This is a genomic window from Streptomyces sp. NPDC058955 (assembly GCF_042741435.1).
In the GTDB taxonomy this organism is placed as follows: domain Bacteria; phylum Actinomycetota; class Actinomycetes; order Streptomycetales; family Streptomycetaceae; genus Streptomyces.
Window position 1 is genome coordinate 1 of the sequence record NZ_JBHYKM010000049.1, and the last position, 25,398, is coordinate 25,398.

Annotated in this window: 24 protein-coding genes; 11 read left to right on the top strand and 13 right to left on the bottom strand. The window is 73.4% G+C overall.

Annotated elements, in window-relative coordinates:
• Window positions 1–34: 34 nt before the first annotated feature.
• Window positions 35–901 (bottom strand): tyrosinase family protein, encoded by an 867-nt coding sequence (locus ACFW1I_RS19905; protein WP_384671557.1) that lies wholly within the window; start codon window positions 899–901, stop codon window positions 35–37.
• Window positions 885–1,277: a tyrosinase family oxidase copper chaperone gene (locus ACFW1I_RS19910; protein ID WP_384671560.1), complete on the bottom strand. Its 393-nt coding sequence runs from the start codon at window positions 1,275–1,277 to the stop codon at window positions 885–887. Before ACFW1I_RS19910 ends, ACFW1I_RS19905 begins: the two co-directional genes overlap by 17 nt.
• A gap of 150 nt (window positions 1,278–1,427) precedes the next feature.
• On the opposite strand from ACFW1I_RS19910, the gene ACFW1I_RS19915 reads away from it, so the two are divergent.
• The 3 genes from ACFW1I_RS19915 to ACFW1I_RS19925 are packed head-to-tail and all read left to right on the top strand — an operon-like array spanning window position 1,428 to window position 3,626.
• The gene (locus ACFW1I_RS19915; protein ID WP_384671562.1) at window positions 1,428–1,931 is read left to right on the top strand and encodes a DUF5949 family protein; all 504 of its coding nucleotides are present in this window, start codon (window positions 1,428–1,430) and stop codon (window positions 1,929–1,931) included.
• A 17-nt stretch (window positions 1,932–1,948) separates the two neighbouring features.
• Window positions 1,949–2,608, top strand: a complete 660-nt coding sequence (locus ACFW1I_RS19920; protein WP_384671563.1) for a vitamin K epoxide reductase family protein — start codon at window positions 1,949–1,951, stop codon at window positions 2,606–2,608.
• A gap of 1 nt (window position 2,609) precedes the next feature.
• Complete coding sequence (locus ACFW1I_RS19925; RefSeq protein WP_384671565.1) at window positions 2,610–3,626, top strand: glycoside hydrolase family 26 protein; 1,017 nt, start codon at window positions 2,610–2,612, stop codon at window positions 3,624–3,626.
• On the opposite strand, the gene ACFW1I_RS19930 is transcribed toward ACFW1I_RS19925, so the two are convergent.
• Together ACFW1I_RS19930 and ACFW1I_RS19935 are read right to left on the bottom strand one after the other, a co-directional pair.
• On the bottom strand, window positions 3,592–4,188 hold the full coding sequence (locus tag ACFW1I_RS19930; RefSeq protein ID WP_384671567.1) for a TetR family transcriptional regulator: 597 nt from the start codon (window positions 4,186–4,188) through the stop codon (window positions 3,592–3,594). The genes ACFW1I_RS19925 and ACFW1I_RS19930 overlap by 35 nt on opposite strands.
• Before the next feature lie 17 nt (window positions 4,189–4,205).
• Window positions 4,206–4,904, bottom strand: a complete 699-nt coding sequence (locus tag ACFW1I_RS19935; protein ID WP_384671570.1) for a hemolysin III family protein — start codon at window positions 4,902–4,904, stop codon at window positions 4,206–4,208.
• 198 nt (window positions 4,905–5,102) lie between these two features.
• On the opposite strand from ACFW1I_RS19935, the gene ACFW1I_RS19940 reads away from it, so the two are divergent.
• Entirely contained in the window at window positions 5,103–6,920 is a 1,818-nt protein-coding gene (locus ACFW1I_RS19940; RefSeq protein ID WP_384671573.1) for a phosphoenolpyruvate carboxykinase (GTP), read from the top strand.
• A 127-nt stretch (window positions 6,921–7,047) separates the two neighbouring features.
• On the opposite strand, the gene ACFW1I_RS19945 is transcribed toward ACFW1I_RS19940, so the two are convergent.
• The 6 genes from ACFW1I_RS19945 to ACFW1I_RS19970 form a co-directional block, all read right to left on the bottom strand.
• Window positions 7,048–7,638 carry a hypothetical protein gene (locus tag ACFW1I_RS19945; protein ID WP_384671575.1) on the bottom strand — a complete coding sequence of 197 codons (591 nt, stop codon included), beginning with the start codon at window positions 7,636–7,638 and terminating at the stop codon, window positions 7,048–7,050.
• Window positions 7,625–9,229 carry a substrate-binding domain-containing protein gene (locus tag ACFW1I_RS19950; protein ID WP_384671577.1) on the bottom strand — a complete coding sequence of 535 codons (1,605 nt, stop codon included), beginning with the start codon at window positions 9,227–9,229 and terminating at the stop codon, window positions 7,625–7,627. Before ACFW1I_RS19950 ends, ACFW1I_RS19945 begins: the two co-directional genes overlap by 14 nt.
• Window positions 9,226–10,482 carry a toxic anion resistance protein gene (locus ACFW1I_RS19955; RefSeq protein ID WP_384671579.1) on the bottom strand — a complete coding sequence of 419 codons (1,257 nt, stop codon included), beginning with the start codon at window positions 10,480–10,482 and terminating at the stop codon, window positions 9,226–9,228. Before ACFW1I_RS19955 ends, ACFW1I_RS19950 begins: the two co-directional genes overlap by 4 nt.
• Entirely contained in the window at window positions 10,479–11,603 is a 1,125-nt protein-coding gene (locus ACFW1I_RS19960) for a hypothetical protein (RefSeq protein ID WP_384671581.1), read from the bottom strand. The genes ACFW1I_RS19955 and ACFW1I_RS19960 overlap by 4 nt, the downstream gene beginning before the upstream one ends.
• Before the next feature lie 164 nt (window positions 11,604–11,767).
• Window positions 11,768–12,157 carry a hypothetical protein gene (locus ACFW1I_RS19965; protein WP_384671583.1) on the bottom strand — a complete coding sequence of 130 codons (390 nt, stop codon included), beginning with the start codon at window positions 12,155–12,157 and terminating at the stop codon, window positions 11,768–11,770.
• A gap of 99 nt (window positions 12,158–12,256) precedes the next feature.
• Window positions 12,257–13,468 (bottom strand): pyridoxal phosphate-dependent aminotransferase, encoded by a 1,212-nt coding sequence (locus ACFW1I_RS19970; protein ID WP_384671585.1) that lies wholly within the window; start codon window positions 13,466–13,468, stop codon window positions 12,257–12,259.
• A gap of 144 nt (window positions 13,469–13,612) precedes the next feature.
• Here ACFW1I_RS19970 and ACFW1I_RS19975 point away from each other — a divergent pair, with 144 nt between their 5' ends.
• From ACFW1I_RS19975 to mptB, 3 genes are all read left to right on the top strand, one after another.
• Window positions 13,613–14,086, top strand: coding sequence for a hypothetical protein (locus ACFW1I_RS19975; RefSeq protein WP_384671587.1), 474 nt, complete (start codon window positions 13,613–13,615; stop codon window positions 14,084–14,086).
• Window positions 14,083–16,431 carry a glycosyltransferase gene (locus ACFW1I_RS19980; protein WP_384671590.1) on the top strand — a complete coding sequence of 783 codons (2,349 nt, stop codon included), beginning with the start codon at window positions 14,083–14,085 and terminating at the stop codon, window positions 16,429–16,431. The genes ACFW1I_RS19975 and ACFW1I_RS19980 overlap by 4 nt, the downstream gene beginning before the upstream one ends.
• A gap of 67 nt (window positions 16,432–16,498) precedes the next feature.
• Window positions 16,499–17,851, top strand: coding sequence for a polyprenol phosphomannose-dependent alpha 1,6 mannosyltransferase MptB (mptB, locus tag ACFW1I_RS19985; protein WP_384671591.1), 1,353 nt, complete (start codon window positions 16,499–16,501; stop codon window positions 17,849–17,851).
• Here the strand turns inward: mptB and ACFW1I_RS19990 are convergent.
• Window positions 17,848–19,455 (bottom strand): amidohydrolase family protein, encoded by a 1,608-nt coding sequence (locus ACFW1I_RS19990; RefSeq protein WP_384671594.1) that lies wholly within the window; start codon window positions 19,453–19,455, stop codon window positions 17,848–17,850. The two genes, mptB and ACFW1I_RS19990, sit on opposite strands and share 4 nt — an antisense overlap.
• Before the next feature lie 13 nt (window positions 19,456–19,468).
• Window positions 19,469–20,737, bottom strand: a complete 1,269-nt coding sequence (locus ACFW1I_RS19995) for an alanine racemase (protein WP_384671596.1) — start codon at window positions 20,735–20,737, stop codon at window positions 19,469–19,471.
• Between the two features lie 196 nt (window positions 20,738–20,933).
• On the opposite strand from ACFW1I_RS19995, the gene ACFW1I_RS20000 reads away from it, so the two are divergent.
• From ACFW1I_RS20000 to ACFW1I_RS20015, 4 genes are read left to right on the top strand one after another with little or no spacing between them, the layout of a single operon-like run.
• On the top strand, window positions 20,934–22,010 hold the full coding sequence (locus ACFW1I_RS20000) for a sugar kinase (RefSeq protein WP_384671684.1): 1,077 nt from the start codon (window positions 20,934–20,936) through the stop codon (window positions 22,008–22,010).
• Window positions 22,007–22,783, top strand: coding sequence for an IclR family transcriptional regulator (locus tag ACFW1I_RS20005; protein ID WP_384671598.1), 777 nt, complete (start codon window positions 22,007–22,009; stop codon window positions 22,781–22,783). Before ACFW1I_RS20000 ends, ACFW1I_RS20005 begins: the two co-directional genes overlap by 4 nt.
• On the top strand, window positions 22,776–23,186 hold the full coding sequence (locus tag ACFW1I_RS20010; RefSeq protein WP_384671602.1) for a RidA family protein: 411 nt from the start codon (window positions 22,776–22,778) through the stop codon (window positions 23,184–23,186). The genes ACFW1I_RS20005 and ACFW1I_RS20010 overlap by 8 nt, the downstream gene beginning before the upstream one ends.
• Before the next feature lie 43 nt (window positions 23,187–23,229).
• On the top strand, window positions 23,230–23,730 hold the full coding sequence (locus tag ACFW1I_RS20015; protein WP_384671604.1) for a hypothetical protein: 501 nt from the start codon (window positions 23,230–23,232) through the stop codon (window positions 23,728–23,730).
• Window positions 23,731–23,737: 7 nt separating this feature from the next.
• Here ACFW1I_RS20015 and ACFW1I_RS20020 read toward each other — a convergent pair whose 3' ends face one another.
• Entirely contained in the window at window positions 23,738–25,081 is a 1,344-nt protein-coding gene (locus ACFW1I_RS20020; RefSeq protein ID WP_384671606.1) for a M14 family metallopeptidase, read from the bottom strand.
• Between the last annotated feature and the right edge of the window lie 317 nt (window positions 25,082–25,398).

Here is a 25,398-nt window from a genome sequence, read left to right on the forward strand (position 1 = left end):
GGGCCGGGGGGACGCCCATGTCCGGGCCCGCCCGTCAGGCGTACCGGTAGATCAGGCTGTGGTCGAACATCTCCGCCGGCGTCACGCCCCACGGCGCCATCGGCTGGTGCCGGGCGACCACCTTCCGGTACTGGGAGTCGCCCAGCGGCGGCGGCTCCGCCGGCAGATACGCGGCCCCCGGATTGCGCTGCTGCCACCGCGACCACACCAGGTCCACGAAGGAGTGGTGCAGCCAGAACACCGGATCGTTCACCGAGCCGCCGCCCAGCATCAGGCCGCCCACCCAGCGGTGCACCCGGTTGTGGATCCGGAACCGCTCGTTGCCCGTGCCCGACGCCCACCCCTCCAGACGGTTGCGGAAACCCGACGGGCTGGTCGAGTTCCACGGCGCCGTGTCGTACGTCCGCTCCCGCATCACCTCGTCCAGCTGCGCCGCCGTCGGCAGCGCCACCGGATCCCGCGGCCGGCCGAAGTCCCTGGTCAGATACGAGATCTCGGTCATCGCGTGCTTCACCGGCCACCGCCCCTTGGCGTACGCGAAGGGACCGGTGGTCACCTGGAGGTCCGAGCGGCGGCCGTTGCCGCCCAGGAAGTCCTCCGACCAGAGCGAGGACGCCGGGGTGTTGTCCCGGGTCCAGTCCCAGTAGGGGACCGTCACCGACGCGTCGATCCGGCGCAGCGCCCGCTCGAACTCCAGCAGGAACTTCCGGTGCCAGGGCAGGAAGCTCGGCGCCATGTGGGCCGTCCGCAGCCGGCCGGCGCCGTCGGCCACGTAATGGTCGATGTGCATCCGGACGAACTCGTCGTACTGCCCGCGGCGCTTCAGTTCGAGCACCGCGGCCACGAACCTGCGGCGCTCCGTCGTCGTCAGGTCGCGCTGGTTCTTACGCGTGTACACCACGCTGGTTCCCTCCCGTCGGGTCGGAGTGGAGGCCGTGCCCCGCCGCGTACCGGGAGAGCGGGGCCGACCCCGCGGCGTCCACGGCCGCGCGGGTGGCGGCGAGCGGCGTCGGGCAGGACTCGTAGTGGTCGAGCGGGCTCACCCAGCCGCCGTCGGCGCACCGCATCAGATGCAGCGGCCGGCCGTCCACCAGGGCCACCGGCTCGCCCCCGGGCCCGGTGAGCCCGCGGATCCGGCGGCCGGCGTACATCTCGTCGAAGGCGTACGGGTCGGTCGCTCCGCCACGCGCCGCGATGCGGCCGAGGGCGCCGCCCGTGGCGGCGGTGACGGCCAGCGCGAACAGGGACCGGAGGGCGACACGGCGCGGGAAAGGCATCGGCGATCTCCTGGTGTCGACAAGGGGGCCTCAGGGCACAACGATGAAAACCCGTGTTCGTTGCGGCCGGGAGTTCGAGCGGGCGAATGTCGGCCGGATGAGTGAATTCGGTACGGGGAAAGGGTGGTTGCCCCACTAGCATCCCGTTCCATGACCACTCCCCACGTCCTTTCCGAGGCGCGCAGCGTCTCTCCGCTGGGCACGCTCACGGTGATTCCGTGGTCCAGCGAAGCCACCGCCGAATCCGCCGGCACGCCTTTCCTCATGGCGTATTCGCTCGGCGACGGCCGCGACGGGCCGGAGGCCGGTCAGCAGGCGCTGCGGGCGGCCCTGGAGGCCATGGGCCTCTCCGTCGGCGACCGGCTCTTCGACCTGGAGAAGGACGCGGGGATCAGTGCCACGCTGCTCGTCGAGGCCGGCACCGCCGCGCTCACGCTGCCCTTCCTGAAGGTGCAGTGCCCGGTGCCCGCCGAGTGGCAGGCCGCCGCCCGCGAGAGCGGCAAGGTCTACTTCCTCTGCTCGGTGCGCCCCTGGGCCGAGGGCGTCCCCGGGCAGCCGGTGGACGAGGACCGGCTGCGCGCCTTCGTCTCCGACGAGGCGACCCTCGCGGACTGCGCCCACGTCATGCTGCCGGTCCGGCGCGTGCAGGGCTGAACGGAAGGGGCGGCGCGATGACGACGCTCGGGGTACGCGGCGGTGTACCGGGTCAGCGGCAGGAGGACGGCCCGGCGGAGGCCGGCCGGTGGCGGGATGGGACGGTCGGCGCGAGCCGGGCGCTCGGCCTGCTGCTGGTCGTCACCGGCGCGGCCGGGATCCTGGCCGCGTGGGTGATCACGATCGACAAGTTCAAGCTCCTGGAGGACCCGGGCTTCCAGCCGGGGTGCAGCCTGAACCCGGTCGTGTCCTGCGGGAACATCATGAAGAGCGAGCAGGCGGCGGTCTTCGGCTTCCCCAACCCGCTGCTCGGGCTCGTCACCTACGGCGTCGTCGTCGCCATCGGCGCCGGGCTCCTCGCCGGGGCCCGGTACCGCGGCTGGTTCTGGCTCGGGCTGAACGGCGGGATGCTCTTCGGCGTCGGCTTCTGCACCTGGCTGATGCAGCAGTCGCTGTACGAGATCAACGCGCTCTGCCTGTGGTGCTGCCTCGCCTGGACCGCGACGATCACCATGTTCTGGTACGTCACCGCGCACAACGTGCGCGCCGGGCTGCTGCCCGCGCCGGCGGCGGTGCGCGGCTTCCTCGGCGACTTCGCCTTCGCCCTGCCCGTCCTGCACCTCGGGATCATCGGGATGCTGATCCTGACCCGCTGGTGGGACTTCTGGACCGGCTGAGGTGAGCCGGTCGCCCGTCCGGCCGTGGGCCGCACTCCTGGTGCTGCTCGCGGCCGTTCTCGCGCTGCTGCTGGTGCCCGGGCGGCTCGCGCCCGGCGAGCGGCACACCGGGACCGGGGCCGCGGCCGATCCCGTACCGCTGCCCCGGGTGCCGTCCGGCTTCTTCACCGGCTCCGACGAGGAGGGGGTGCGGCGGATCTCCGGGGTGGAGAGCTGGCTGGGCGGCGGCGAGCTGCGGGTCGGGCACACCTATCTGCCGGGCGACCGCTGGACCAACATCGAGGGGCATCCGGCGCTCTTCGCGCCCTGGGCCCGGTGGAAGGCGGAGCGGCCGGACCGGCTCTTCGTGCTGAACGTGCCGATGATGGACCGCAACGAGGCCGGGCTGAGCGACGCGCAGGTGCGGGACGGGCTGCGGCGCGGCGCGGCCGGCGCCTTCGACGGGCACTTCAGGACCCTCGGCGAGCGGCTGGTGGAGCACGGGCTCGGCGACGCGATCCTGGTCCTCGGCTGGGAGATGAACGGCACCACCTACGGGCACCGCTGCGGGCCGGACCCGACGGCCTGGAAGGCGTACTGGCGGTCGGCGGTCACCGCACTGCGCGGGGTTGCGGGGCAGCGGTTCCGCTTCGACTTCACGCCGAGCCGGGGGCGGGACGCGGTGCCGTGGCCGGAGTGCTACCCCGGGGACGACGTCGTCGACATCATCGGGATGGACGCCTACGACCAGCCCGAGGGGGTCTCCTTCGAGGAGCAGGTGAGCGAGGAGTACGGGCTCGCGCACCACGTGGCCTTCGCCCGGGCGCACGGCAAGCCGGTCTCGTACCCGGAGTGGGGGCTCTTCCGGAACGGGGACAACCCGGCGTACGTGCGGGGGATGCTCGACTGGTTCGCCGCCTACCGGCCGGTCTACCAGACGGTGACCGACTACTGCCCGCACGGGGTGTGGGGGTGTGCGGACAATCCGCGGTCGGCCGAGGTGATCAGGGGCGCGCTGGGAGCGCCGGCCCGGCCTTGAGGGTGTCGACCGCGCGGTGCAGCAGCGCCATCAGGTCCTCGGTGAGGCCGCGCTCGGCCCAGTAGAGGGTGGTCTCGCGGAGCGCGCCGAGGACGGCCGCGGTGAAGACCCGTACCTCCAGGTCGTCGGGGGCGCGGCCGGTGCGGTCGGCGAGGGCGCGGGCGAGCCGGCGGCCGGTCTCGGCGGTGGTCTCGGTGAGCCGGGCGCGGACGGCGGGGGTGCCGGCCATCAGCCGGGCGCGGAGCCGGATCTCCTCAGGGTCGGCCTCCAGGGCGGTGCCGACGGCCTCGGTGAGGACCGCGCGGAGCGATTCCAGCGGGTCCTCGCCGGCGGGCCGGGCGCGCAGCAGGGCTTCGAGGCGGTCGTCGGAGTCGTCCGTGAGGACGATGTCCTCGCGGACGGGGAAGTAGCGGACGACGGTGGAGGGGGAGACCTCGGCCTCGGCGGCGATGCGCTCGATGGTGGCCGCCTCCCAGCCGTGGGAGGCGGCGATCGCCCGCGCGGCCCGGCGGATCGCCGCGCGGGTCCGCTCCTTCTTCCGTTCCCTCAGGCCCGTGGACATGGGTCCATTCTGCCTGGTCAGGACTGGTAGGCGACCAGGGAGATGCCGACGTAGTGGACGATGAAGGCGGCGAGGGTGAGGGAGTGGAAGACCTCGTGGAAGCCGAACCAGCGGGGTGACGGGTTCGGGCGCTTGATGCCGTAGATGATGCCGCCGGCGCTGTAGAGCAGTCCGCCGACGATCACCAGGACCAGGACGGCGATGCCGCCGGTCCGCATGAAGTCGGGGAGGAAGAAGACGGCGGCCCAGCCCATCGCGATGTAGCAGGGGGTGTAGAGCCAGCGGGGGGCGCCGACCCAGAAGACGCGGAAGGCGATGCCGGCGGCCGCGGCGGCCCAGACCGCCCACATGAGCGGCTTCGCGGTCGAGTCCGGGAGCAGCAGCAGGGTGAGCGGGGTGTAGGTGCCCGCGATGATCAGGAAGATGTTGGCGTGGTCGAGGCGGCGCAGCACCGCCTCGCCGCGCGGGCCCCAGTTGCCCCGGTGGTAGAGCGCGCTGATGCCGAAGAGCAGACAGGCGGTCAGCACGTAGATCCCGCAGGCGATCCGGGCGCGCGGGGAGTCGGAGAGGGCGACGAGGACCAGACCCGCGACGATCACGGCGGGGAACATGCCCGCGTGCAGCCAGCCTCTGAGCCGTGGCTTCAGTGGGAGCGACGGGGTCGGGGCGATCGGGTCGGGCTCGACCGGTGTCACTTCCGGTGTGGCTGCAGTCATGACACGGAATCGTACCTACGCGCCCGTAGGTCCCGGATATGAGTGGCGATGCTCACGTGTGCACCCCCCTGGACATATGGGCGTCCGCAGCGGATGATCAAATGAGTGCGGTCGGCACCGGATGAGCAGCTACGACGCATCCGGGTCGCAGCCCCCACGGGGCATACAGCGGAATACACCCCTCTACAAGGAGCAATCGTGGCGCGCGACAACGCGGCTCCCCTTCCCACCCAGCACCAGGAGCTCGTCTCCTGGGTGAACGAGATCGCCGAGATCACCCAGCCGGACAGCATCGTCTGGTGCGACGGCTCCGAGGCCGAGTACGAGCGCCTCTGCGAGGAGCTGGTCGCCAAGGGCACGTTCACGAAGCTCGACCCGGTGAAGCGCCCGAACTCGTACTACGCCGCCTCCGACCCGACCGACGTCGCACGCGTCGAGGACCGCACCTTCATCTGCTCCGAGAAGGAGGAGGACGCCGGCCCGACCAACCACTGGAAGGCCCCGGCGGAGATGAAGGAGCTCTTCGCGGGCTCCGAGGGCATCTTCCGCGGCTCCATGAAGGGCCGCACCATGTACGTGGTCCCCTTCTGCATGGGCCCGGTCGGCTCCCCGCTCTCCGCCATCGGCGTCGAGATCACCGACTCCGCGTACGTCGCGGTCTCCATGCGCACCATGACCCGCATGGGCCAGGCCGTCCTCGACGAGCTCGGCACCGACGGCTTCTTCGTCAAGGCCGTCCACACCCTCGGCGCCCCCCTCGCGGAGGGCCAGGAGGACGTGCCGTGGCCGTGCAATTCCACCAAGTACATCTCGCACTTCCCGGAGACCCGCGAGATCTGGTCGTACGGCTCCGGCTACGGCGGCAACGCGCTCCTCGGCAAGAAGTGCTACGCCCTGCGCATCGCCTCCGTCATGGCCCGTGACGAGGGCTGGCTCGCCGAGCACATGCTCATCCTGAAGCTGACCCCGCCGCAGGGCGAGGCCAAGTACGTGGCCGCCGCCTTCCCGTCCGCCTGCGGCAAGACCAACCTCGCCATGCTGGAGCCGACCATCCCCGGCTGGACCGTGGAGACCATCGGCGACGACATCGCCTGGATGCGCTTCGGCGAGGACGGCCGCCTCTACGCCATCAACCCCGAGGCCGGCTTCTTCGGCGTCGCGCCCGGCACCGGCGAGCACACCAACGCCAACGCCATGAAGACCATGTGGGGCAACTCCGTCTTCACCAACGTCGCCCTCACCGACGACGGCGACGTGTGGTGGGAGGGCATGACCGAGACGGCGCCCGCGCACCTCACGGACTGGAAGGGCAACGACTGGACGCCCGCGTCCGAGACGCCCGCCGCCCACCCGAACGCCCGCTTCACCGTCCCGGCCGGGCAGTGCCCGATCATCGCGCCGGAGTGGGAGGACCCGAAGGGCGTGCCGATCTCGGCGATCCTCTTCGGTGGCCGCCGCGCCTCCGCCGTCCCGCTGGTCACCGAGTCCTTCGACTGGAACCACGGCGTCTTCCTCGGCGCCAACGTGGCCTCCGAGAAGACCGCCGCCGCCGAGGGCAAGGTCGGCGAGCTGCGCCGCGACCCCTTCGCCATGCTGCCGTTCTGCGGCTACAACATGGGCGACTACATGGCCCACTGGGTCAAGGTCGGCGCCACCGCGGACGCCGCGAAGCTGCCGAAGATCTACTACGTGAACTGGTTCCGCAAGAACGACGCCGGCAAGTTCGTCTGGCCCGGCTTCGGCGAGAACAGCCGCGTCCTCAAGTGGATCGTCGAGCGCCTCGACGGCAAGGCCGAGGGCGTCGAGACCCCGATCGGCGTCCTGCCGACCAAGACGGCCCTGGACACCGACGGCCTGGACCTGGCCGAGGAGGACCTGGACTTCCTGCTCACCGTCGACAAGGACGTCTGGCGCGAGGAGGCCGCCCTGGTCCCCGCGCACCTGGAGACCTTCGGCAGCCACACGCCGAAGGAGCTGTGGGACGAGTACCGCGCGCTGGTCGAGCGCCTGGGCTGATCCCGTAGCAGTATCGAGACTCGTGGTGGGCTGCCCCGACATACCGCCCTGACCAGTGGGGTCACGACGGTTCACCACGACGCATCCGGCCCCGGAGCCCCCTCAGGCTCCGGGGCCGGCGCATCTCCTACGCGCCCCTGTCCTCCAGATAGCGGGTGTGCGCCCGCTGGCGCAGCTCCTCCGCCTCCTGGAGGGCCGCCGCGATCCGGCCCGCCTCCTCCCGCAGCGCGGCCAGCTGCCGCTCCAGATGCCGCTCGGGCGGCTCGGCGCCCGGGGTCACCCGGGACCACCAGCGGGTCCGTACGAAGGCGTCGACCGCCTCCGGCACGTCCTGCCGCACCGCCCGGGCCAGCACGTGGAGGTGCTCCGGGTCGCTGACCCAGCCCGGTTCGAGCAGCGCGTCGAACAGCGCGTCCAGCTCGTCGAGCCGCTCCCGCGCCTCCGCCGGCAGCTCCACCTCCGCCAGGTACTCCCGCAGGGTGGCGTGGTCCGCGCGCAGCGACTCCAGCTGCTCGTCGGCGCTGGGGAAGTCCGGGGTGTCGGGCCGCTCCGGCGGGGCGATCAGCGCGCCCGCGCCGTACAGGCCGATCACCACCAGCGGCCAGAGGCCGCCGGCCGCGCCGGTGAGGCCGATGCCGAGGCCGGCCAGGCCGCACAGGCAGCCGGTGAGGTTCTTGCGGCTCTCCGCGTAGCGGAGCACGGGGTTACTGGTAGCCACGGATCTCCTCGAAGGCGCCGTCGAGGGAGCCCTGCGCCGCCTCGAAGAGCTTGCCGCCGGTCAGCTCCGCGATGTGCTCCAGCTCGGCCCGGTCGGAGTCGCCGAAGAGGATCGGGAAGACCGGGGTGCGCTGCTGCTCGGCCGGCAGACCGCGGAAGAAGGCGTCGAACGCGCCGGCCTCCATCCCGTCGGTGTTCTCCCCGTCCGTCATGAGCACGACCGAGGTGAAGGTGTCGCGGGGAGCGGCGCCCAGGCTGCGGTACGCCTCGGTGACGCTGGAGTAGATCGCGGTGCCGCCGGAGGCGGTCAGCCGCCCGGCGTCGGCGCGGATCGCGTCCCGGGCCTTCGCCGGATCCTTCGGGTCCACCGTGTACGTGCGCACCTCGCCGGTCTTCACGGAGCTGCCGAACGGCATCAGGGTGACCTCCTCGCGGTCCCGGAAGTCCCCGGTCAGCTCGGCGAGCGCCTCCTTCAGCCGGGTCAGCCGCTCGCCGGCCATCGACCCGGAGGTGTCCAGCACGTAGACCGTGCGGGAGGGCCTGCGGAGGGTGTTGTCGTACGCGTCGAGCAGGCCGTCGGCGACGGACCGGCTGCCGGGGAACGGCAGTTCGCGCCGCAGGTCCCGGTCGAGCCGGGGCGACGGGGCCACGCCGGCGACCACCGGCCGGCGCAGGGTCGTCTCGGTGATGCGGCGCTGCGCCTCCGGGGTGCGGAGGTAGGTGGTGAGCCGCTGGGCGGACTCCTTCGCCCCGGCGGGGGCGGCGGTGAGCAGGGTGAGCGGGTAGTCGGCGGTGACCACGCCGTCGGAGGGGCGGATCACGGTGAGCGCCCCGGGCGCGGAGAGCAGCACCGACTCGTAGTTGACGAGCGCGTCGACGTCGGTGCGGCGGCCGTAGGCGGTGGCGAGCCAGCCGGAGGAGCCCGAGGTGAGCTTCTGGCCGGTGAAGAACGCGCGGAGCTTCGGGGTCGCCTTCTCGACGTCCTGCTCGCTGAGCGCGGACTGCGCGCCGGAGAGGCCCGAGGCGACCGAGACGAGCGCGGAGAAACCGGAGTTGGACCGCTTCGGGTCGGTCATGCCGTACGTCAGCTTCCCGGCGGCGACCGCCTGGTGGAGCTGCGACCAGGTGACCTTCCTCGGGTCCCAGCCGAGCCGGGTGACGACCTCGGGGCGGACGCCGAGCGCCACCGGGGAGGTCATCACGGGGGTCTCGTTGGTGATCCGGCCGGCGGTGTCGGGGCGGAGCCTGAGGTAGTCGTTGGAGGAGAGCCAGACGGCGTCGTACTCCTTCTCGGCCCGGCCGGAGGCGATCTGCTCGACGGCGTCGAGGGTGCCCGCGTAGGTGGTGCGGACGGTGACGCCGGTGGCCTTGCGGGCGTCCTCCAGGACCGGTGCCATGTCGGCGAGTTCGGAGGAGGCGAGGACCCGGAGGGTGCCGGGGGCAGCGGGCGCGGTCGGGTCGCCCTTCGGACGGCCGGAGCCCTGGCCGCCGGTCGAACCGTCCGGGGTCGAGCAGGACGCGGCGGTGGTGGTGAGGGCGAGGCCGAGCGCGAGGGCGGCGAGCAGCCGGGCCGAGGCGGTGCGGGGTCTCATGCCGGGCTGCCGCCTTCCAGCGCGCTCGTGCGGCGGCTGCGGTCCAAGTGGGCGCTCGCTTCCTGGAGTTCGTTCGTGAGGGAGGAGACGGTCGCCGCCATCGCCTCGGTCGCCTGGACCTTGTACGTGTCGATGGCGTCGAGCGTCCGGTAGATCTGCTGGAAGGCGGTGCGCAGGGTCTCCGCGCCGACGGCCGGGTCGGCGGCGATCCGCTGGATCTCGCCGGCCTGGGTGGACAGCATCTCGGCGTTGCCCCGGATGAGGTCCTCGGTGGTCGAGCGGAGCACGTTGACCTGCTCGGTGACCTTGCGCTGGTTCTCCAGGGCGGAGGCGAGCATCACCGCGATCCGCAGCGCCGACAGGGTCGTCGTCGCGGCCCGGTCGACGCCCTTGATCAGCTCGTCGTTGTTCCGCCGGACCACGTCCATGGCGAGGTATCCCTGGGCGCAGACGGCGAGTTGGGTGAGCAGGTCCTGGTGCTTCTGGCGGACCGGGAAGAGGACGTCGGCGCGGAGCGCGTCCGCCTGGGCCGGGTCGTGGGTGCCGGCGATCCGCTGCTCGACGGCCGCGTCGAGGGCCTCGGTGAGGACGGCGAACTCCTGGAGCTTGCCCATGGTCTCCCAGAGCCTGGCCCGCTCGGTCTGCAACGCGGCGTTGTCGCGGCGGAGTTCGTCCTGGCCGCCGCGGAGCGAGCCGACGATCCGGTTGAGGGTGGCCTGGGAGGAGGCGTACTTGGCGACGTGGTCGCGGAACCGGTTGCCGCCGGGCAGCTTCGACAGCAGGCCCTTGAGGCCCTTGCCGGGGGCGTCCCGGGGGTCCAGGTCCTCGACGGTGCGCCGGAGTTCGACGAGCGAGGAGCCGACGCGGGCGGAGGCGTCGCCGCCGCCCTGGCCGAGCGAGCGGACGGTGCGGTCCAGCATCCGGTTCGACTGCTGGGCGGCGGCCCGCATCTCGCCGGAGCCGAGGGCGGCGATCTCGCCGATGCGGCCGGCGAACTCCGGGGAGCGCGGGTCGAGTCCGGAGAGCGAGCCGACGTACTCCTCGGCCCGGCGGGACATCTCCGTCCGTACCGCCTCGTCCAGCGGCACCAGTCCCGCGGCCTGTTCGGCGCGGACGACGGGGGCCGGTGCGGGCGGGGTGAGGACGAGCGGGGTGTCGTGCTCGGGCGGGGTGAGGACGAAGGTGGACTCCGGCGCCCCGGCGTACGGGTTCCCGGGCTGCCGGCCGGCGCGCGGATCGGTGTGCTCGGTCATGCGGTGCCCCCCTGGTCACGGGCCCGCCGCGCCATGTCGCGCAGCACCGCGCCGGTGGGCACGGGCGCCTGGCGGACCCCGGTCAGTGTCTGGTTGAGGTATTCGCCGTGCCTGCCGGTGGCCTCGGTGAACTCGGGCGAGGCGCCCTGCGGCCGGAAGCCGTGCCGGACGGCGAGGCGGCGCAGCTCCGGGTCCTCGGAGAGCAGCCGGCCCAGCTCCTTGCCGCCCGGGGTGAGCGGGACGAGGGTGTGGTCGCTGTTGACCGTGGTGTCCGGGTAGAGGACGACGAGGTCGCCCATCGGCCGGTCGGCGAGGAGCTGGGAGGCGACCTGGGACTCGTAGACGAGGACCAGGGGGTTGCCGACGCCGCTCACGAAGTCCCGGAAGGGGGCGTCGGAGCCGGTCTGCTGGGCGCCCTGCACCTGGGTGAGCTTGCGCAGCAGCGGGGCGGTGCGGCCGACGGCCTCCTTGCCGTCGGCGACCCGGCCGCCGTCGGCGACGTAGCTCGCGGCGGCGAGGTAGAGCGCGCCGGAGTTGGAGGCCACCGGGTCGGTGGAGGTGATGAAGAGCGTGCCGCTCAGTTCGGCGTGCTTGCCGGCGCCCTTGAGCTGCTGCCAGCTGCGGTCGGCGCGGGCGGCGGCCAGGTAGGCGTCCATCTTCAGGATGCCGCGGGTGCCGCGGGCGGTGAGGGTGGCCAGGCCGTTGTCGGCGAGCACCCGGGCGGCGTTGCTGTGGGCGACCACCACCAGCGGCGAGTAGAAGGGGCGCAGCGGTGCGGCGGCGGCCTTGTCGGTGGCCTTGGCGCGCAGTTCGTCGGCCGGTCCCTTCGAGGACGGGAACGCGAAGTCGTATCCCTCCAGGGGGAGTTGCTCCATGTCCCAGGACCCGGAGGTCTCGGTCCGCACGGTGAGGCCCTGGGCGGCCAGGGCCTTCACGACGTCGGGGTCGGCGAAGAACTCGCTCTTCTCCGAGCCGATGACTCCTCGCACGGTCTTCGTTGCCGTGCCCTTGTCCTGATCGCCGCCCGTCACGAGGACGGCGGCCACGCCGCCGAGGAGCAGGACGGCCAGGACGATTCCGAGAATGCGTCTCACGCGGGCAGAGTGCTCGCGGAAACCCACATTCCAGGGGGAGTTGGGTGGACGGGGGGTGAAGTGACGATCCCGGTAGTGAACCGGAGGGGAACCCGCCGGAAGGGCGAGCGGCCGAGGAGGCGGCGGAGGGCCGCGCCGGCGGGTTGGGTGGCTCCCGGGCCGCGCGGTTCGTGCCGCGCGGCCCGGGGCCGTCAGGGGGCGGCGACCAGGGGGTCCCCGGTCAGGGCCGCGGTGTGCGCGTCCATCCGCTCGGCCGCGAGGATCGCGGCCGCGGTGTCCGCGCGGGAGGCGGCGACGACCAGGGCGCGGCCCGCCAGCGCGTGCGCCTTGCGGTGCAGCGCCTCGGGGGAGGCGCCGGAGAGCCCGGCGTGGCGGGCGGGCGGCGCGCCGCGGAGGCGGGCCACCTGCCGGGCGATCAGCTCGCCGCCCTCGCCGTCGCCGAGCTCGTCGGTCACGGCGAGCAGGGCGGCGAGGTGGCCGGCGAGCTGGATGTCCAGCTCCTCCTCGCGGGAGCGGTGCGGGTAGGTGCCGGGGTCGCCGGCCGTCGTGTGGACCGACTTGGTGCGGATCGGTTCGTACATGGGGACGGCCTCCTGACTGCTCGGAGATCATCCTAGCGGCTAGTTTAGATCCTGTCTAAAGTTGAGTTCGGTCCGGATCTTCGTCCGGGCGCGGGGGCCTCAGGGCTGGCTGTAGCCGTCCAGGAAGCGTCCGATCCGCGTCACCGCGTCCGTGAGGTCCGCGACCGACGGCAGCGTCACGATCCGGAAGTGGTCCGGCTCGTGCCAGTTGAAGCCCGTCCCGTGCACCACCATGATCTTCTCGGCCCGCAGCAGGTCCAGGACCATCTGCCGGTCGTCCTTGACCTTGTAGACGTTCGGGTCGAGGCGCGGGAACAGGTACAGCGCGCCCTTCGGCTTCACGCAGGTCACGCCCGGGATCGCGGTCAGCAGCTCGTACGCCGTGTTCCGCTGCTCCAGGAGCCGGCCGCCCGGCAGGACCAGGTCCTCGATCGACTGCCGCCCCTGGAGCGCGGCGGCCACCGCGTGCTGGGCCGGCATGTTCGCGCACAGGCGCATGTTGGCGAGGATCGTCAGCCCCTCGATGTACGAGGAGGCGTGGTGCTTCGGGCCGCAGACCGCGAGCCAGCCGGAGCGGAAGCCGGCCACCCGGTAGTTCTTGCTCATCCCGTTGAAGGTGAGGCAGAGCAGGTCCGGGGCGATCGCCGCGGTCGGGGTGTGGGTGGCGCCGTCGTAGAGGATCTTGTCGTAGATCTCGTCCGAGCAGACGACCAGACCGTGCCGGCGGGCGATCTCGGTGAGCGAGCGGAGCATCTCGTCGTCGTAGACGGCCCCGGTCGGGTTGTTCGGGTTGATGATCACGATCGCCTTGGTGCGGTCGGTGATCTTCCGCTCGATGTCGGCCAGGTCCGGCATCCAGTCCGACTGCTCGTCGCAGCGGTAGTGCACCGCCGTACCGCCCGCGAGGGAGACCGAGGCCGTCCACAGCGGGTAGTCCGGGGCCGGGACGAGGACCTCGTCGCCGTCGTCGAGCAGCGCCTGCATCGCCATCTGGATGAGCTCGGAGACGCCGTTGCCGAGGTAGATGTCCTCGACGGAGAGGTGGATCCCCTTGGTCTCGTAGTGGCTCATCACCGCCCGGCGGGCGGACAGCAGGCCCTTCGCGTCGCCGTAGCCGTGCGCCTCGGAGAGGTTCCGGAGGACGTCCTCCAGGATCGCGGGCGGGCACTCGAAACCGAAGGCGGCCGGATTGCCGGTGTTGAGCTTGAGGATGCGATGACCCGCGGCTTCGAGCCGCATCGCCTCTTCGAGCACCGGGCCGCGGATTTCGTAACAGACGTTGGCGAGCTTCGTCGACTGGATCACCTGCATGACGAGAGCTTACGGCGGGGGAGGACCGGACGCCTCGTGTTCTCGGACACGTCGGGACGAACCTCGCAGGGGCACCGGCCGGGAATCCGTCCGGTTTGTGACTCGACTCGCACCGTTCTTACACGCTCCCTACAATGCGCGCCCATGAGCCACCAGGACAACAGCGTCTTCGTCGACACCTCGGGGCGGCGCGGCCGCGTGATGCGGTGGGGCGCGGCCGGCGTGGGCGTCGTCTGCGTCGGCTTCCTCGCGATCGTCGTCGCGGGGATGTTCGGCGCCGGGCCCACCGGCGGTCCGCTGCCCTGGTCCGACGACGACAAGCGGGACGCGCCGGCGCTCATCCAGCCCGACCCGGAGGCCACCAGCTCCCCGGACGGCTCGCCCACCGCCCCCACCGCGCGGCCCGCCCGCACCGGCGGCGGCGACCCGTCCCCCTCGGCCTCCCCGTCGGCCGCGCCCACCACCACCGCCGCGACGGAGCCCTCCGCGACGCCCTCCACCACCGCGCCCTCCGCCGACGCGGATCCGACGCCCACCGCGACCGGCGGCGCCACCGGCGAGGACACGAACCCCGGCAAGTCCGGCAACGCCCCCGGCGCCACGAAGCGGCCCCGGTGAACCGCGACCCGTACGAGCCGGAGCCCACGTCGTACGACCACACCCACGGGTACGCCCCCGGGTACGGGCAGTCGTACGGACAGGTCCCGCCGCCGTACGAGCACATACCGCCGTACGAGCACACATCGGCGTACGAGCAGGCACCCCAGCCGTACGAGCAGGCACCGCCGCCGTACGAGCACATACCCGCGTACGAGCCGATGCCCGCGTACGAGCCGATACCCGCCCACGAGCCGATGCCCGCGTACGACCCCGGCCCCGCCCCGGCCCCCGCCTCCCCCCGCAGCCGGCACGCGCTGCGCCGTGACCCGCGCGCCCACTGGGTGCTGCTCTGTCTGACGCTGCTCGTCGCCGCGACCGCGCTCGTCTTCGCCGGGTACGGGCGGCACGAGATCGCCGCCACCGAGCCCGCCGCCCCCGGCTCCTGCCCCGCCGCGCCCGAGGCCCGCGACGCCGGGCCGGTGCTCCAGGTCGACGCGACCGGAGCCGTCCGCAGCGCCGCACCCGCCACCGGGACCGTGGCCCTCACCTACGACGGCGGGCCCAGCCCCGACTGGACGCCCCGGCTGCTCGACGTGCTCGACGCGCGGGACGCCAAGGCCACCTTCTTCCTCTCCGGGGCCGACGCCGCCGCCCACCCCGACCTGGTCCGCCGGATCGTCGCCGACGGGCACGAGCTGGGCTCCCACACGTACACCGACGTCGACCTGGCGCAGGTCACCGCCGTCCGCGCCGACCTGGAGCTCTCGCTCGCCCAGAACGTCCTCGCCGGCACCTCGGGGCTCGGCACCCGGCTGCTGCGACTGCCGCACACGGCCGCCCCGGCCGCCTTCTGCGCCGGCCAGTGGGAGGCCGCCCGCCGGGCCGCCTCCGCCGGATACGTCGTGGTCGGCGCGGACGGGAAATCCGTCCTCCAGCTCACCGGCTCCGCCGAGGCCGTCGACGAGACCGAGAAGCTGCTCGCCGCCGCCGGCACCACCCGCCACACCACCGTCGGCCAGGCCCTCTCCATGAGCGACACCACCTACCCGGTGTCGGTGCTCGCCGAGTGGAAGGGCGCCGCCGTCATCCAGGCCCAGGGCCTGTCCCGGGGCTTCGCGGACGCCATGACGGGGCTGCTCGTCGTCGCCGGCGTCATCACCGCCGTCCGGCTCGTGCTCCTCATCGGCGTCGCCCGGGTCCATGTGCGCCGCACCCGGACCAAGCGGCGCCGGGGCGCCCCGCGGCTGCCCCCGGTCACCGAGCCGGTCTCCATCCTCGTCCCTGCCTACAACGAGGAGGCGGGCATCGAGGCGACCGTGCGGTCCCTGCTCGCCTCCACCTACGGGACCCTCCAGGTCGTCGTCATCGACGACGGCTCCTCCGACCGCACCTTCGAGATCGCCGAGTCCATCGACGACCCGCGGGTGATGGTGGTCCGCCAGCCCAACGCCGGGAAGGCCGCCGCCCTCAACACCGGCCTCGCCTGGGCCCACCACGACCTCGTCGTGATGATCGACGGCGACACGGTCTTCGAGCCGGACGCCGTCCGCCGCCTCGTCCAGCCGCTCGCCGACCCCCGGGTCGGCGCCGTCAGCGGCAACACCAAGGTCGGCAACCGCGACGGCGTCCTCGGCCGGTGGCAGCACCTGGAGTACGTGATCGGCTTCAACCTCGACCGGCGCATGTACGACGTCCTGGAGTGCATGCCCACCGTCCCCGGCGCCATCGGCGCCTTCCGGCGGCAGGCCCTGGCCCGCGTCGGCGGGGTCAGCGAGGACACCCTCGCCGAGGACACCGACCTCACGATGGCGCTCTGCCGCGACGGCTGGCGGGTCGTCTACGAGGAGTCGGCCATCGCCTGGACCGAGGCCCCCGCCACCGTCCGGCAGCTCTGGAAGCAGCGCTACCGCTGGTGCTACGGCACCCTCCAGGCGATGTGGAAGCACCGCAGGGCCGTCATCGAAGGCGGCCAGTCCGGCAAGCTCGGCCGCCGCGGCCTGCTCTACCTGCTGCTCTTCCAGACCGTCCTGCCGCTCCTCGCCCCCCTCGTCGACGTCTTCGCCGTCTACGGCCTGCTCTTCCAGGACGTCGGCCAGGCCCTCGGCGTCTGGCTCGGCTTCACCGCCGTCCAGGTCGGCACCGCCGTCTACGCCCTGCGGCTCGACAAGGAACGCTTCGAGCCGATCTGGACGCTGCCGCTCCAGATCGTCGTCTACCGGCAGCTGATGTACCTGGTCGTGGTGCAGTCGGTGGTGACCGCCCTGCTCGGCAGCCGGCTGCGCTGGCACCGGATGCAGCGCACCGGCACGGCGACCGCGACCCTGGACCGTACGGCCGTCGGGGAGCGGCAGGCCGCCAGGTAGGTTGGCCGACATGTGGGTGGTGAGTGGTTCCGGATGCCGGTGGCTCGGGGCGGGCGGAGCGCTCGCCGTGACCGTCGGCGGGTACGCGGCGGGGGCGCTGCCCGTGATCGGCGGCGGGTCCCTGTGGGCGCCGCGCGCCTCCGCGACCGAGACCGCCGGAGCCGTCCTCGCCGCCCTCGGGCTCACCCTGCTCGTCGCCGCCTGGTGGCGGTACGGCGTGCTGCTCGCGCGCGGCGCCGCCCCGGGCGCGCTCGGGACGCTCGCCGCCTGGGGCGCGCCGCTGCTGTTCGCCCCGCCGCTGCACAGCGCCGACGTGTACAGCTACATCGCGCAGGGCGCGATGGTCCTGGAGGGGCACGACGTCTACGGCTCCGGCCCCTCGGTGCTCGGCCCCGGGGAGCTCGGGGCCGACGCGGCGGCGAGCGTCGGCGGGAACTGGACCGACACCCCCGCCCCGTACGGGCCCGTCTTCCTGCTGCTCGCCGAGGCGGTCGTGAAGCTCACCGGCGGCGCCGTCGTCCCCGCCGCGCTGCTGCTGCGGCTGGTCGCCGTCGCGGCGGTCGCGCTGCTCGTGTGGGCGGTGCGCGGCTTCGGGAAGGGCGACGGGGCGCTCTGGCTCGCCGTCCTCAACCCGCTGCTGCTCGTCCACGTCGTCGGCGGGACGCACAACGACGGGCTGATGGCCGGGCTGATGCTCGGCGGGGTGCTGCTCGCCGTGCGCGGGCGGTGGGTCCTGGGCAGCGTGCTCATCGGCTGCGCCGTGATGGTGAAGTCGCCGGCGGCCGTCGCGCTCCTCTTCGTCGCGGTGGTCGTCGCCCGCCGGGACGGCCTCCTGAAGGGGCTGGTCCTTCCCCCGGCCGTCGCCGGGGCGGTGGCCGCCGGGGCGAGCCTGCTCGCCGGGACCGGCTTCGGCTGGCTGCGGACGCAGTCCGTCGCCGGGGCCATCCACACCCCGCTCTCCCTCACCAGCGACCTCGGCCTCGCCCTCGGCACACTGGTCGCGGACGACCCCGAGCCGGTCAAGGCCGTGGTGCAGAAGCTGGGGCTGCTCGCCGCCGCCGTGATCATCTGCCTGCTGGCGTGGCGGGCCTGGCGGGGGCGGCTCGACCCCGTCCTCGGGCTCGGCTACTCCCTGGTGGCCCTGGTCGCGCTCTCGCCGATGGTGCAGCCCTGGTACCTGCTGTGGGGCACGGCCGCCGTCGCGGCCGTCGCCTGGCACAGCCGGGCCGGGCAGCTCCTCGCCGTGGTCTCGGCCGCCCTCGTGTACGAGACCCAGCCCGCCGGCCACACCCCCTGGTACGGCTTCGTCGCCGCCGGCGTCGTCCTCGCGCTCGGCGCGGTGTGGCTCCGGCGGGACCGGTGGCCCGCCGCGGCCGACGGCCTCGGCGGCCGCCGCCCGGCGGGGAGCGCGGTCCGCTAGACGGGCGTCCGGCGGATCGCCCGGCCCGCGAGGACGTCCGTGCGGCGGCCGTCCTCGATCACGAAGCGGCCGTCGACCAGCACGTGCGGGATGCCCACCGGGAGCGTGCGCGGCGCGTCGTAGGTGGCTCCCGCCGCGACCGTCGCCGGGTCGAAGAGCACCAGGTCCGCCACGTACCCCTCCCGCACCAGACCCCGGTCCGGCAGCCGCAGCCGGGCCGCCGGCCGCGAGGTCAGATGGGCCACGCACTCCTCCAGCGACAGCACCCCCTCCTCGCGCACATAGCGGCCCAGGTACTCCGGGAAGGTGCCGTAGGCCCGCGGATGCGGCTTCGCGCCCTGGAGGATGCCGTCCGAGCCGCCGGTGTGCACCCGGTGCCGCATGATCGCCCGCACGTTCTCCTCGTGCCCCACGTGCTGGAGGATCGTCGTCCCGAGCCGGTCGGCGAGCAGCAGCTCGCGCGCCTCCGCCCAGGAGGCGAGCCGGCGGCCCACCCGGGATCCCAGGGACGGATCCGTGACGCCCGAGACCTCGACCGTCCCCCAGTCGACCGGCACCCCGTGGCAGCCGTCCGAACCGGTCACCTCCAGGTCGTGCCGGATCCGCTCCGCCACCGCCCCGTCCGCGAGCCGCCCGAGCACCGCCTCCGGGCCGCCCTCCTGCGCCCACGACGGGAGCAGCGCCAGCAGGGTCGTACAGCCGGGGGTGTACGGGTACGTGTCGAGGCTGAGGTCGGCGCCCGCGTCCAGCGCCCGGTCGAGCAGGGCGAGCAGCTCCGGCGCCCGGCCCTCGTTCTCCCCGAAGTTCAGGGTGGCGTGGGCGAGGTGGAGCGCGCAGCCCGCCTCCCGGGTCAGCGCGATCATCTCCTCGTACGCGCGCAGCGCCCCCGCCCCGTAACTGCGGTGGTGCGGGCAGTAGTAGCCGCCGTACGAGGCCACCACCCGGCACAGTTCGGTGAGTTCGGCGTCGGGGGCGTACATGCCGGGGGTGTAGGTGAGGCCGGACGACATGCCCACCGCGCCCTGCTCCAGGCCCTCGGCGACGAGCCGCCGCATCCGGTCCAGCTCGGCCGGGGTCGCGGGCCGGTCCTCCCAGCCCATCGCGTACATCCGGACCGTGCCCTGCGGGACGAGGTAGGCGGCGTTCACCGCGATGCCCTCGCCGCCGTGCGCGGTGTCCAGCCGGTCCAGGTACCCGCCGACCGTCCGCCAGTCCAGGTCCACGGTCGTGTCGCCGGGGCCGCCGCCGTTCCAGCCGGTGATCGCCCGCCGCACCTCCTCCCGGGTGCGGTCGTCCACCGGCGCGTACGACAGGCCGTCCTGGCCCAGCACTTCGAGGGTCACGCCCTGCGCGGCCTTCGCGCTGTGGTCCGGGTCGCGGAGCAGCGCGAGGTCGCTGTGGGCGTGCATGTCGACGAAGCCGGGGGAGAGGACCAGGCCCTCCGCGTCGACGATCCGGGTGGCGGTGGGCCGCTGGCAGCCGGCCGCCGCGGCCTCCTTCACGATCGAGACGATCCTGCCCCCCTCGACCGCCACGTCGGCCCGGTAGGAGGGCGCGCCGGAGCCGTCGACGACCTCGGCGTCCCGGAAGACCAGATCCCGCATCCCCGGCCCCCCGTCAGAAGAAGGTGCGGACGTAGTCGACGACCGTGCCGTCCGCCTCGACCAGCGGAATCAGCTGCCACTTGTCGAAGGACGTGCACGGGTGCGACAGCCCCATCCCCACCCAGTCGCCGACCTCCACGTCCGCCCCGTCCCCGGTGGCCAGCCAGGCGTGCTGGTCGGAGAGGGCGGTCACCGTGACCCCGTCGGCGGGCCGGATCTCGCCGGTCCGGGCCGAGCGCACCACCTGCGCCTCCGGCAGGTGGAGGTCGTACGCGGCGTCCCGCTTGCCCGCGTTGGTGAACGCCTGCCCCGCGGACGGCCGCGACACCACCTGCGACCAGAGGCGGAACGCCGGCTGGAGGGCGCCCTCCTCGGGGATCCGGTTGAACGGCGTCCGCTCCCGGTACTGGCCGTCGTCGTGCGACACGTACGCGCCCGAGCGCAGCAGCTTCAGCACGGGCAGGGAGAGCTCCGGGATCTCCGCGAACACGTCCGCGACCGCGTCGAACCACGCACTGCCGCCCGCGCTGACCACGATCTCGCCGACGGCCGGGTCGAAGCGCCCCTCCTTGTCGAAGGCGGCGGCCAGCCCGGTCAGCCGGCGCAGCCAGCCGCGCACCGACTCCCCGTCGGCGCCCGGCACCTCGGCCTCGTACCCGGCGACGCCGACCAGCCGGAGGGTGGTGGTCGCGGCGATCGCGTCGGCGACGGCCGCGCACTCCGCCTCCGTACGGGCGCCGGTCCTGGCCCCCTCGCCCGCGCCCAGCTCCACCACCACGTCCAGCGGCCGGCGGGCCCCGGCCGCCCGCAGCGCCTCGTCCATCAGCTCGACCCCGCGCACCGAGTCGGCGTAGCAGACCAGCTTGAAGTCCGGGTGCGCGTCCAGCTCGGCGGAGAGCCAGCGCAGCGCCACCGGGTCGACCACCTCGTTGGCGAGGAAGATCCGGTCGACGCCGTGGGCGCGGTAGACCCGGACCTGGTGGGGGACCGCGGCCGTGATGCCCCAGGCGCCGTGCTCGATCTGGCGCCGGAACAGGACCGGGGCCATCGAGGTCTTGCCGTGCGGGGCGAAGGCCAGGCCGTGCCGCTCGGCGTACTCCTCCAGGGCGCGCAGGTTGTGCTCGACGGACTCGGCGGAGAGGGCGAGGACCGGGGTGGTGAAGCCGCCGGTGAAGAGGGACCGGCGCTGGGCCGCCAGCTCGCCGACGGTCAGGCCGTCCGCGTCCGGCGGCAGGCCCTTGAAGCGGTGGTCGACGCGCTCGTCCGACAGGTCGGTCGGCATGGATCCCTCCTCCAAGGCGTTGCATTGCATGCAACGCCCATTGCGTATATCGCTCACCGCTGTCTAACATCCGGGCCGAGGCCGGGTCAATGGACCCGGAGCCGTACCGCAGACCCGCAGACCCGCGGACCCGCAGGAGCGTGACCTTGTGACCGTGCCCGGACCGTCGTGCGACGTCGTCTGCGTGGGCGAGTCCATGGTGACCTTCCTGCCCACCCGCCCGGGCCGACTCGCCGACGTCCCCGCCTTCACCCGCGCCATCGGCGGCGCCGAGTCCAACGTCGCCTGCGCCCTCGCCGCCGCCGGACACCGCGCCCGCTGGGTCGGCCGGGTCGGCACCGACGGCTTCGGCGACCACCTGCTCGACACCATCGCAGCGTACGGAGTCGACGTCGGCGCCGTCCGCCGCGACCCGCACCGGCCCACCGGCGTCTACTTCCGCACCGACGCCGACCGCGCCACCCCCGCCCACGAGGTCGTCTACTACCGCGCCGGCTCCGCCGCCTCCGCGATGTCACCGGACACCGTCCCGTACGAGACCGTCGCCGACACCAGGATCCTCCACCTCACCGGCATCACCGCCGCCCTCTCGCCCACCTGCCGGGCGCTGCTCCACGCCCTCACCGCCCCCCGCCCCGGCCGCCCCCTGATCTCCTTCGACGTCAACCACCGGCCTGGACTGTGGCGCGAGGACGACGCCGCCGAGGTGCTCCGGGAGCTGGCCGCCCGCGCCGACCTCGTCCTGGTCGGCGCCGACGAGGCCGAACGCCTCTGGGGCACCGCCGACCCCGCCGCCGTCCGCGCCCTCCTGCCGGAGCCGGCGGTCCTGGTCGTCAAGGGCGGCGAGGGCCCGGCGACGGCCTTCGAACGACCTGACGCGGCGACCGGCATGCGTGAAGGAATCGCAGCGACCGAAGCGACCGAGGTCCCGGACACGGCCCACGCGGACGCGGCGGCGCGCGCCGCCGACGCGGTCACCGTCGTCCCCGCGCCCCGCGTCGACGTCCTCGCCTCCGTCGGCGCGGGCGACGGCTTCGCCGCCGGCTACCTCTCCGCCCTCCTGCGCGGCCTGCCCACCACCGCCCGCCTCCGCCACGCCCACCTCGCCGCCGCCGCCGTGCTCACCGCCCCCGGCGACCTCGCCGCGCCGCCCGCGCGCGGCCGGGCCGACCGGCTCGTCGCGCTCGGCGACGGGGACTGGGGGAGACTGCACCTCGGCCCCGGGTGGACGTCCGCCGGCACGGAGGCCGACGAGGAGGTACGTACCCGATGAGCCAGACCGTCGACCGCGCGCTCAGCATCCTGCCGCTGCTCGCACAGGGCCCCGCCGACCTGGGCCAGGTCGCCGACCGGCTCGGCGTGCACAAGTCCACCGCCCTGCGCCTGCTGCGCACCCTGCACGAGCACGGCCTCGTCTACCGGCAGCAGGACCAGCGCTACCGCCTCGGCGCCCGCCTCTTCGCCCTCGCCCAGGAGGCCGTCGAGAACCTCGACGTCCGCGAGATCGCCCACCCCCACCTCGCCGCCCTCAACGAGCGCACCGGGCACACCGTCCACCTCGCCGTGCACGAGGACGGCGAGGTGCTGTACATCGACAAGGTCGAGAGCCGCTACCCCGTCCGGATGTACTCGCGCATCGGCAAGCCCGTCGCGATCACCGTCGCCGCCGTCGCCAAACTCCTCCTCGCCGACCTGCCCGAGCCCGAGCGGCGCGCCCTCGCCGCCAAGCTCGACTACCCCCGCTACACCCCCCGTTCGACCCCCGACGCCGCCGCCTTCCTCCAGGAACTGGCGACCGTCCGCGAGCAGGGCTGGGCCACCGACCTCGGCGGCCACGAGGAGTCCATCAACTGCGTCGCCGCCCCGATCCGCGGCGCCGACGGCCGGGTCGTCGCCGCCATGTCGGTCTCGGCGCCCAACGTCGTCGTCACCGCCGAGGAACTGCTCGCCCTGCTGCCGCTGGTGCGCCGCACGGCGGAGGCGATCAGCCACGACTACTCCGGCATCAACCCCCCGAAGGAATCCGAGGAATCCGCAGATGACTGAGAAGACCGCGATCACCCCCGCGACCCACACCACCCCGCCCGCGAAGTTCTCGCACGGCGTGCGGAAGGGGAACATCCTCCAGGTCGCCGGCCAGGTCGGCTTCCTCCCGGCCGTCGAGGGGCAGCCGCCGACGCCGGCCGGCCCGACCCTGCGCGAGCAGACCCTCCAGACCCTCGCCAACGTCAAGGCGATCCTGGAGGAGGGCGGCGCGGGCTGGGACGACGTGATGATGATGCGCGTCTACCTCACGGACGTCGACCACTTCGCCGAGATGAACGCGCTCTACAACCAGTACTTCGAGGAGCAGGACCTCAAGGCCCCGCCGGCCGCCCGCACCACCGTCTACGTCGGCCTGCCCGAGGGACTCCTCATCGAGATCGACGCGCTCGCCGTCCTCGACTGAGCCCGCTTGCCCCGCTCACAGGGGCGTCGGCCATACTGCCGCCGTGGAGCAGAGCAACGGACCCATACAGCAGCCCCTGCGCGCCGCTTCGGCCGACCCGGGATTCATCCCCGGCCTCACGGGGGTGACGGCCCCGCCGAAGGACGCCGTAACCGAGGACGTCGCCGTGTCCGAGGAGGCGCCCGAGGAGGCGCCCGAGGACGTCGTCACGGAGGACGTGGTCGAGGACGACGCCGCGTCCGGGCCGGCGCCGACGGCCGACGGCCCCGTCTTCGAGGCCGCCGACCGGCGGGGGCGGATCGTCGCCGACGCCGAGGGCGTGCGGCTGAGCTACGACGAGGAGGCGTGCGAGTTCCGCTGGGACGAGCTCGCCGCCGTCGAGAGCGAGAAGGGGCGCTTCGGCAAGAAGTTCACCGTCACCGTGCACACCCCTGACCGGCGCTGGTACCCGATCGAGATCGTCGCGCCGGACAGGGGCCGCATCGCGGGCTGGGAGACCGAGCTGGACGCGGTCCTGGACGCCTACTTCGACGAGACCTCCTGACGAAGCGTCAGCTCGCGCAGTACTGCGCCTGCTTGCCGATCGAGCGGTACATGCAGTCGGCGTTCTCCAGGAGCTGGAGCACGGCGTCCCGGTTGCGGCTGGTCTCCCGCTCGATCACCTCGTCGGGCGGGTAGAAGCCGCCGTTCCAGGAGGACGTCGGGTACATCTCGAAGGTGTACCCGAAGATCCGGTGGCTGCCCCAGAGGTAGTCGTCGATCGACCCGTCCGTGATGTAGAGGTCGCTCGACTGCTCCGCGGTGTAGCCGTTGCTCGCGGCCATCTTGCCGCCGACCGCGGCGAAGGCGTCGCGGTCGTCCTGGGTCATCCCCGGGGCGGTGTCGGCGGTCGTCCAGCCGAACGGCCACAGCACCAGCTCGCTGTACGTGTGGAAGTCGATGGCGGCCCTGATCTGCTGGGTGCCGCCGACGACCCGGGAGCGGACGAAGTCGGCGACGACCTTCACCTCGGGCGCCGACTCGGGGGCGGCGCCCCGGTAGGTCTCGGAGCTCTTGGTGCCGGAGGAGCCGCCGCAGCAGCCCCACTTGTAGTCCCAGTTCCGGTTCATGTCGGTGCCGATGTACGAGGAGCCGGAGTTGGGCTGCCGGTTCTTGCGCCAGCTGCGGTAGGAGCCGGAGGCGATGTCGTACTCGCCGCCGTCCGGGTTGAGGTCCGGCACGATCCAGATCTCGCGCCCGTTCACCATGTTCGTGACCCGGGAGTCCGTGCCGTATCCGGCGCCGAGTTCGCGCAGCAGGTAGAGCGCCATCTCGACGGTGAGGTGCTCGCGGGCGTGCTGGTGGTGGGTGAAGAGGACCTCCGGCTCGTTCTCGTCCACGGCCACGTTGTCGCTGATCTTGATGGCGACGATGTCGCGGCCCTGGTAGCTCTTGCCGATGACCCGCTTGCTCATGATCGACGGATGGGCGGCGAGCCGCTGGTCGATCTCCGCCGTCATCTCGGCGAAGTTGTGGTACTTGGCGTCGGCGGAGGGGAAGTCGAGCGGCCCGAGGGAGGACCGGCCGGCCTCGCCCCGGTCGGGCGGTGCCGGCAGGGCGCTGACCTCGTAGCCGAGCGCCTCGATCCGGGCCAGCTGCCGCGCGTCGGCGCTGACCACGACCGACCGGGCGTCGACCTCGTCGATCGAGGCGCCGGTGGCGGTGAGCGCGGTGCGGGCGGCGACGGTGGAGGGCCCGGCGACCTCGTACTGCCGGATCACCTCCTCGCCGCCCCGGGCCGCGGTCACCTGGTCGGCGCCGGCGGGTGAGGAGAGGGCGGAGAGGGGCGCCGCGAGGGCGAGCGCCACGAGGGCCGCGAGGGTGGCGGACCTTCTGCCGCGTCGGGGACGTCGCATGGTGTCTCCTGGGTGGGGAGTGTGGGGGAGTGCGACAACAGGTGCGGGTGTCCGGGACACAGGGTGAGGCCATGTCATGGACGGGTCAAGGTAGGAAGTTCGGCCATGGTCGACGCCACGCTAGGCGACCGGAACCCGGAAACGGCGGCACGGCGCCGCCGGGCGGGGAAACGCACGACGGCACCGCCGGGCCGGAAACGGCGGCACGGCGCCGCCGGGCCGGAAACCGCGCATCGGCGCCGCCGGGCCGGAAACGCGGCACGGCGCCCCCGGGGGGGGCCGCGGCCGCGCGGGGGGGGGGTCGCGCGGGTAAGGCC

Excerpts from the sequence above, each read along its gene's own strand:
- ACFW1I_RS19915 (WP_384671562.1), top strand. The coding sequence starts at position 1,428 with ATGACCACTCCCCACGTCCTTTCCGAGGCGCGCAGCGTCTCTCCGCTG.
- ACFW1I_RS19935 (WP_384671570.1), bottom strand. The coding sequence starts at position 4,904 with ATGACTGCAGCCACACCGGAAGTGACACCGGTCGAGCCCGACCCGATC.
- ACFW1I_RS19955 (WP_384671579.1), bottom strand. The coding sequence starts at position 10,482 with ATGACCGAGCACACCGATCCGCGCGCCGGCCGGCAGCCCGGGAACCCG.
- ACFW1I_RS20000 (WP_384671684.1), top strand. The coding sequence starts at position 20,934 with ATGGTGACCTTCCTGCCCACCCGCCCGGGCCGACTCGCCGACGTCCCC.
- ACFW1I_RS20010 (WP_384671602.1), top strand. The coding sequence starts at position 22,776 with ATGACTGAGAAGACCGCGATCACCCCCGCGACCCACACCACCCCGCCC.
- ACFW1I_RS19970 (WP_384671585.1), bottom strand. The coding sequence starts at position 13,468 with ATGCAGGTGATCCAGTCGACGAAGCTCGCCAACGTCTGTTACGAAATC.
- ACFW1I_RS20005 (WP_384671598.1), top strand. The coding sequence starts at position 22,007 with ATGAGCCAGACCGTCGACCGCGCGCTCAGCATCCTGCCGCTGCTCGCA.
- ACFW1I_RS19995 (WP_384671596.1), bottom strand. The coding sequence starts at position 20,737 with ATGCCGACCGACCTGTCGGACGAGCGCGTCGACCACCGCTTCAAGGGC.
- ACFW1I_RS19990 (WP_384671594.1), bottom strand. The coding sequence starts at position 19,455 with ATGCGGGATCTGGTCTTCCGGGACGCCGAGGTCGTCGACGGCTCCGGC.
- ACFW1I_RS19950 (WP_384671577.1), bottom strand. The coding sequence starts at position 9,229 with ATGAGACCCCGCACCGCCTCGGCCCGGCTGCTCGCCGCCCTCGCGCTC.
- ACFW1I_RS19975 (WP_384671587.1), top strand. The coding sequence starts at position 13,613 with ATGAGCCACCAGGACAACAGCGTCTTCGTCGACACCTCGGGGCGGCGC.
- ACFW1I_RS19910 (WP_384671560.1), bottom strand. The coding sequence starts at position 1,277 with ATGCCTTTCCCGCGCCGTGTCGCCCTCCGGTCCCTGTTCGCGCTGGCC.
- ACFW1I_RS19920 (WP_384671563.1), top strand. The coding sequence starts at position 1,949 with ATGACGACGCTCGGGGTACGCGGCGGTGTACCGGGTCAGCGGCAGGAG.
- ACFW1I_RS20020 (WP_384671606.1), bottom strand. The coding sequence starts at position 25,081 with ATGCGACGTCCCCGACGCGGCAGAAGGTCCGCCACCCTCGCGGCCCTC.
- ACFW1I_RS19930 (WP_384671567.1), bottom strand. The coding sequence starts at position 4,188 with ATGTCCACGGGCCTGAGGGAACGGAAGAAGGAGCGGACCCGCGCGGCG.
- ACFW1I_RS19965 (WP_384671583.1), bottom strand. The coding sequence starts at position 12,157 with ATGTACGAACCGATCCGCACCAAGTCGGTCCACACGACGGCCGGCGAC.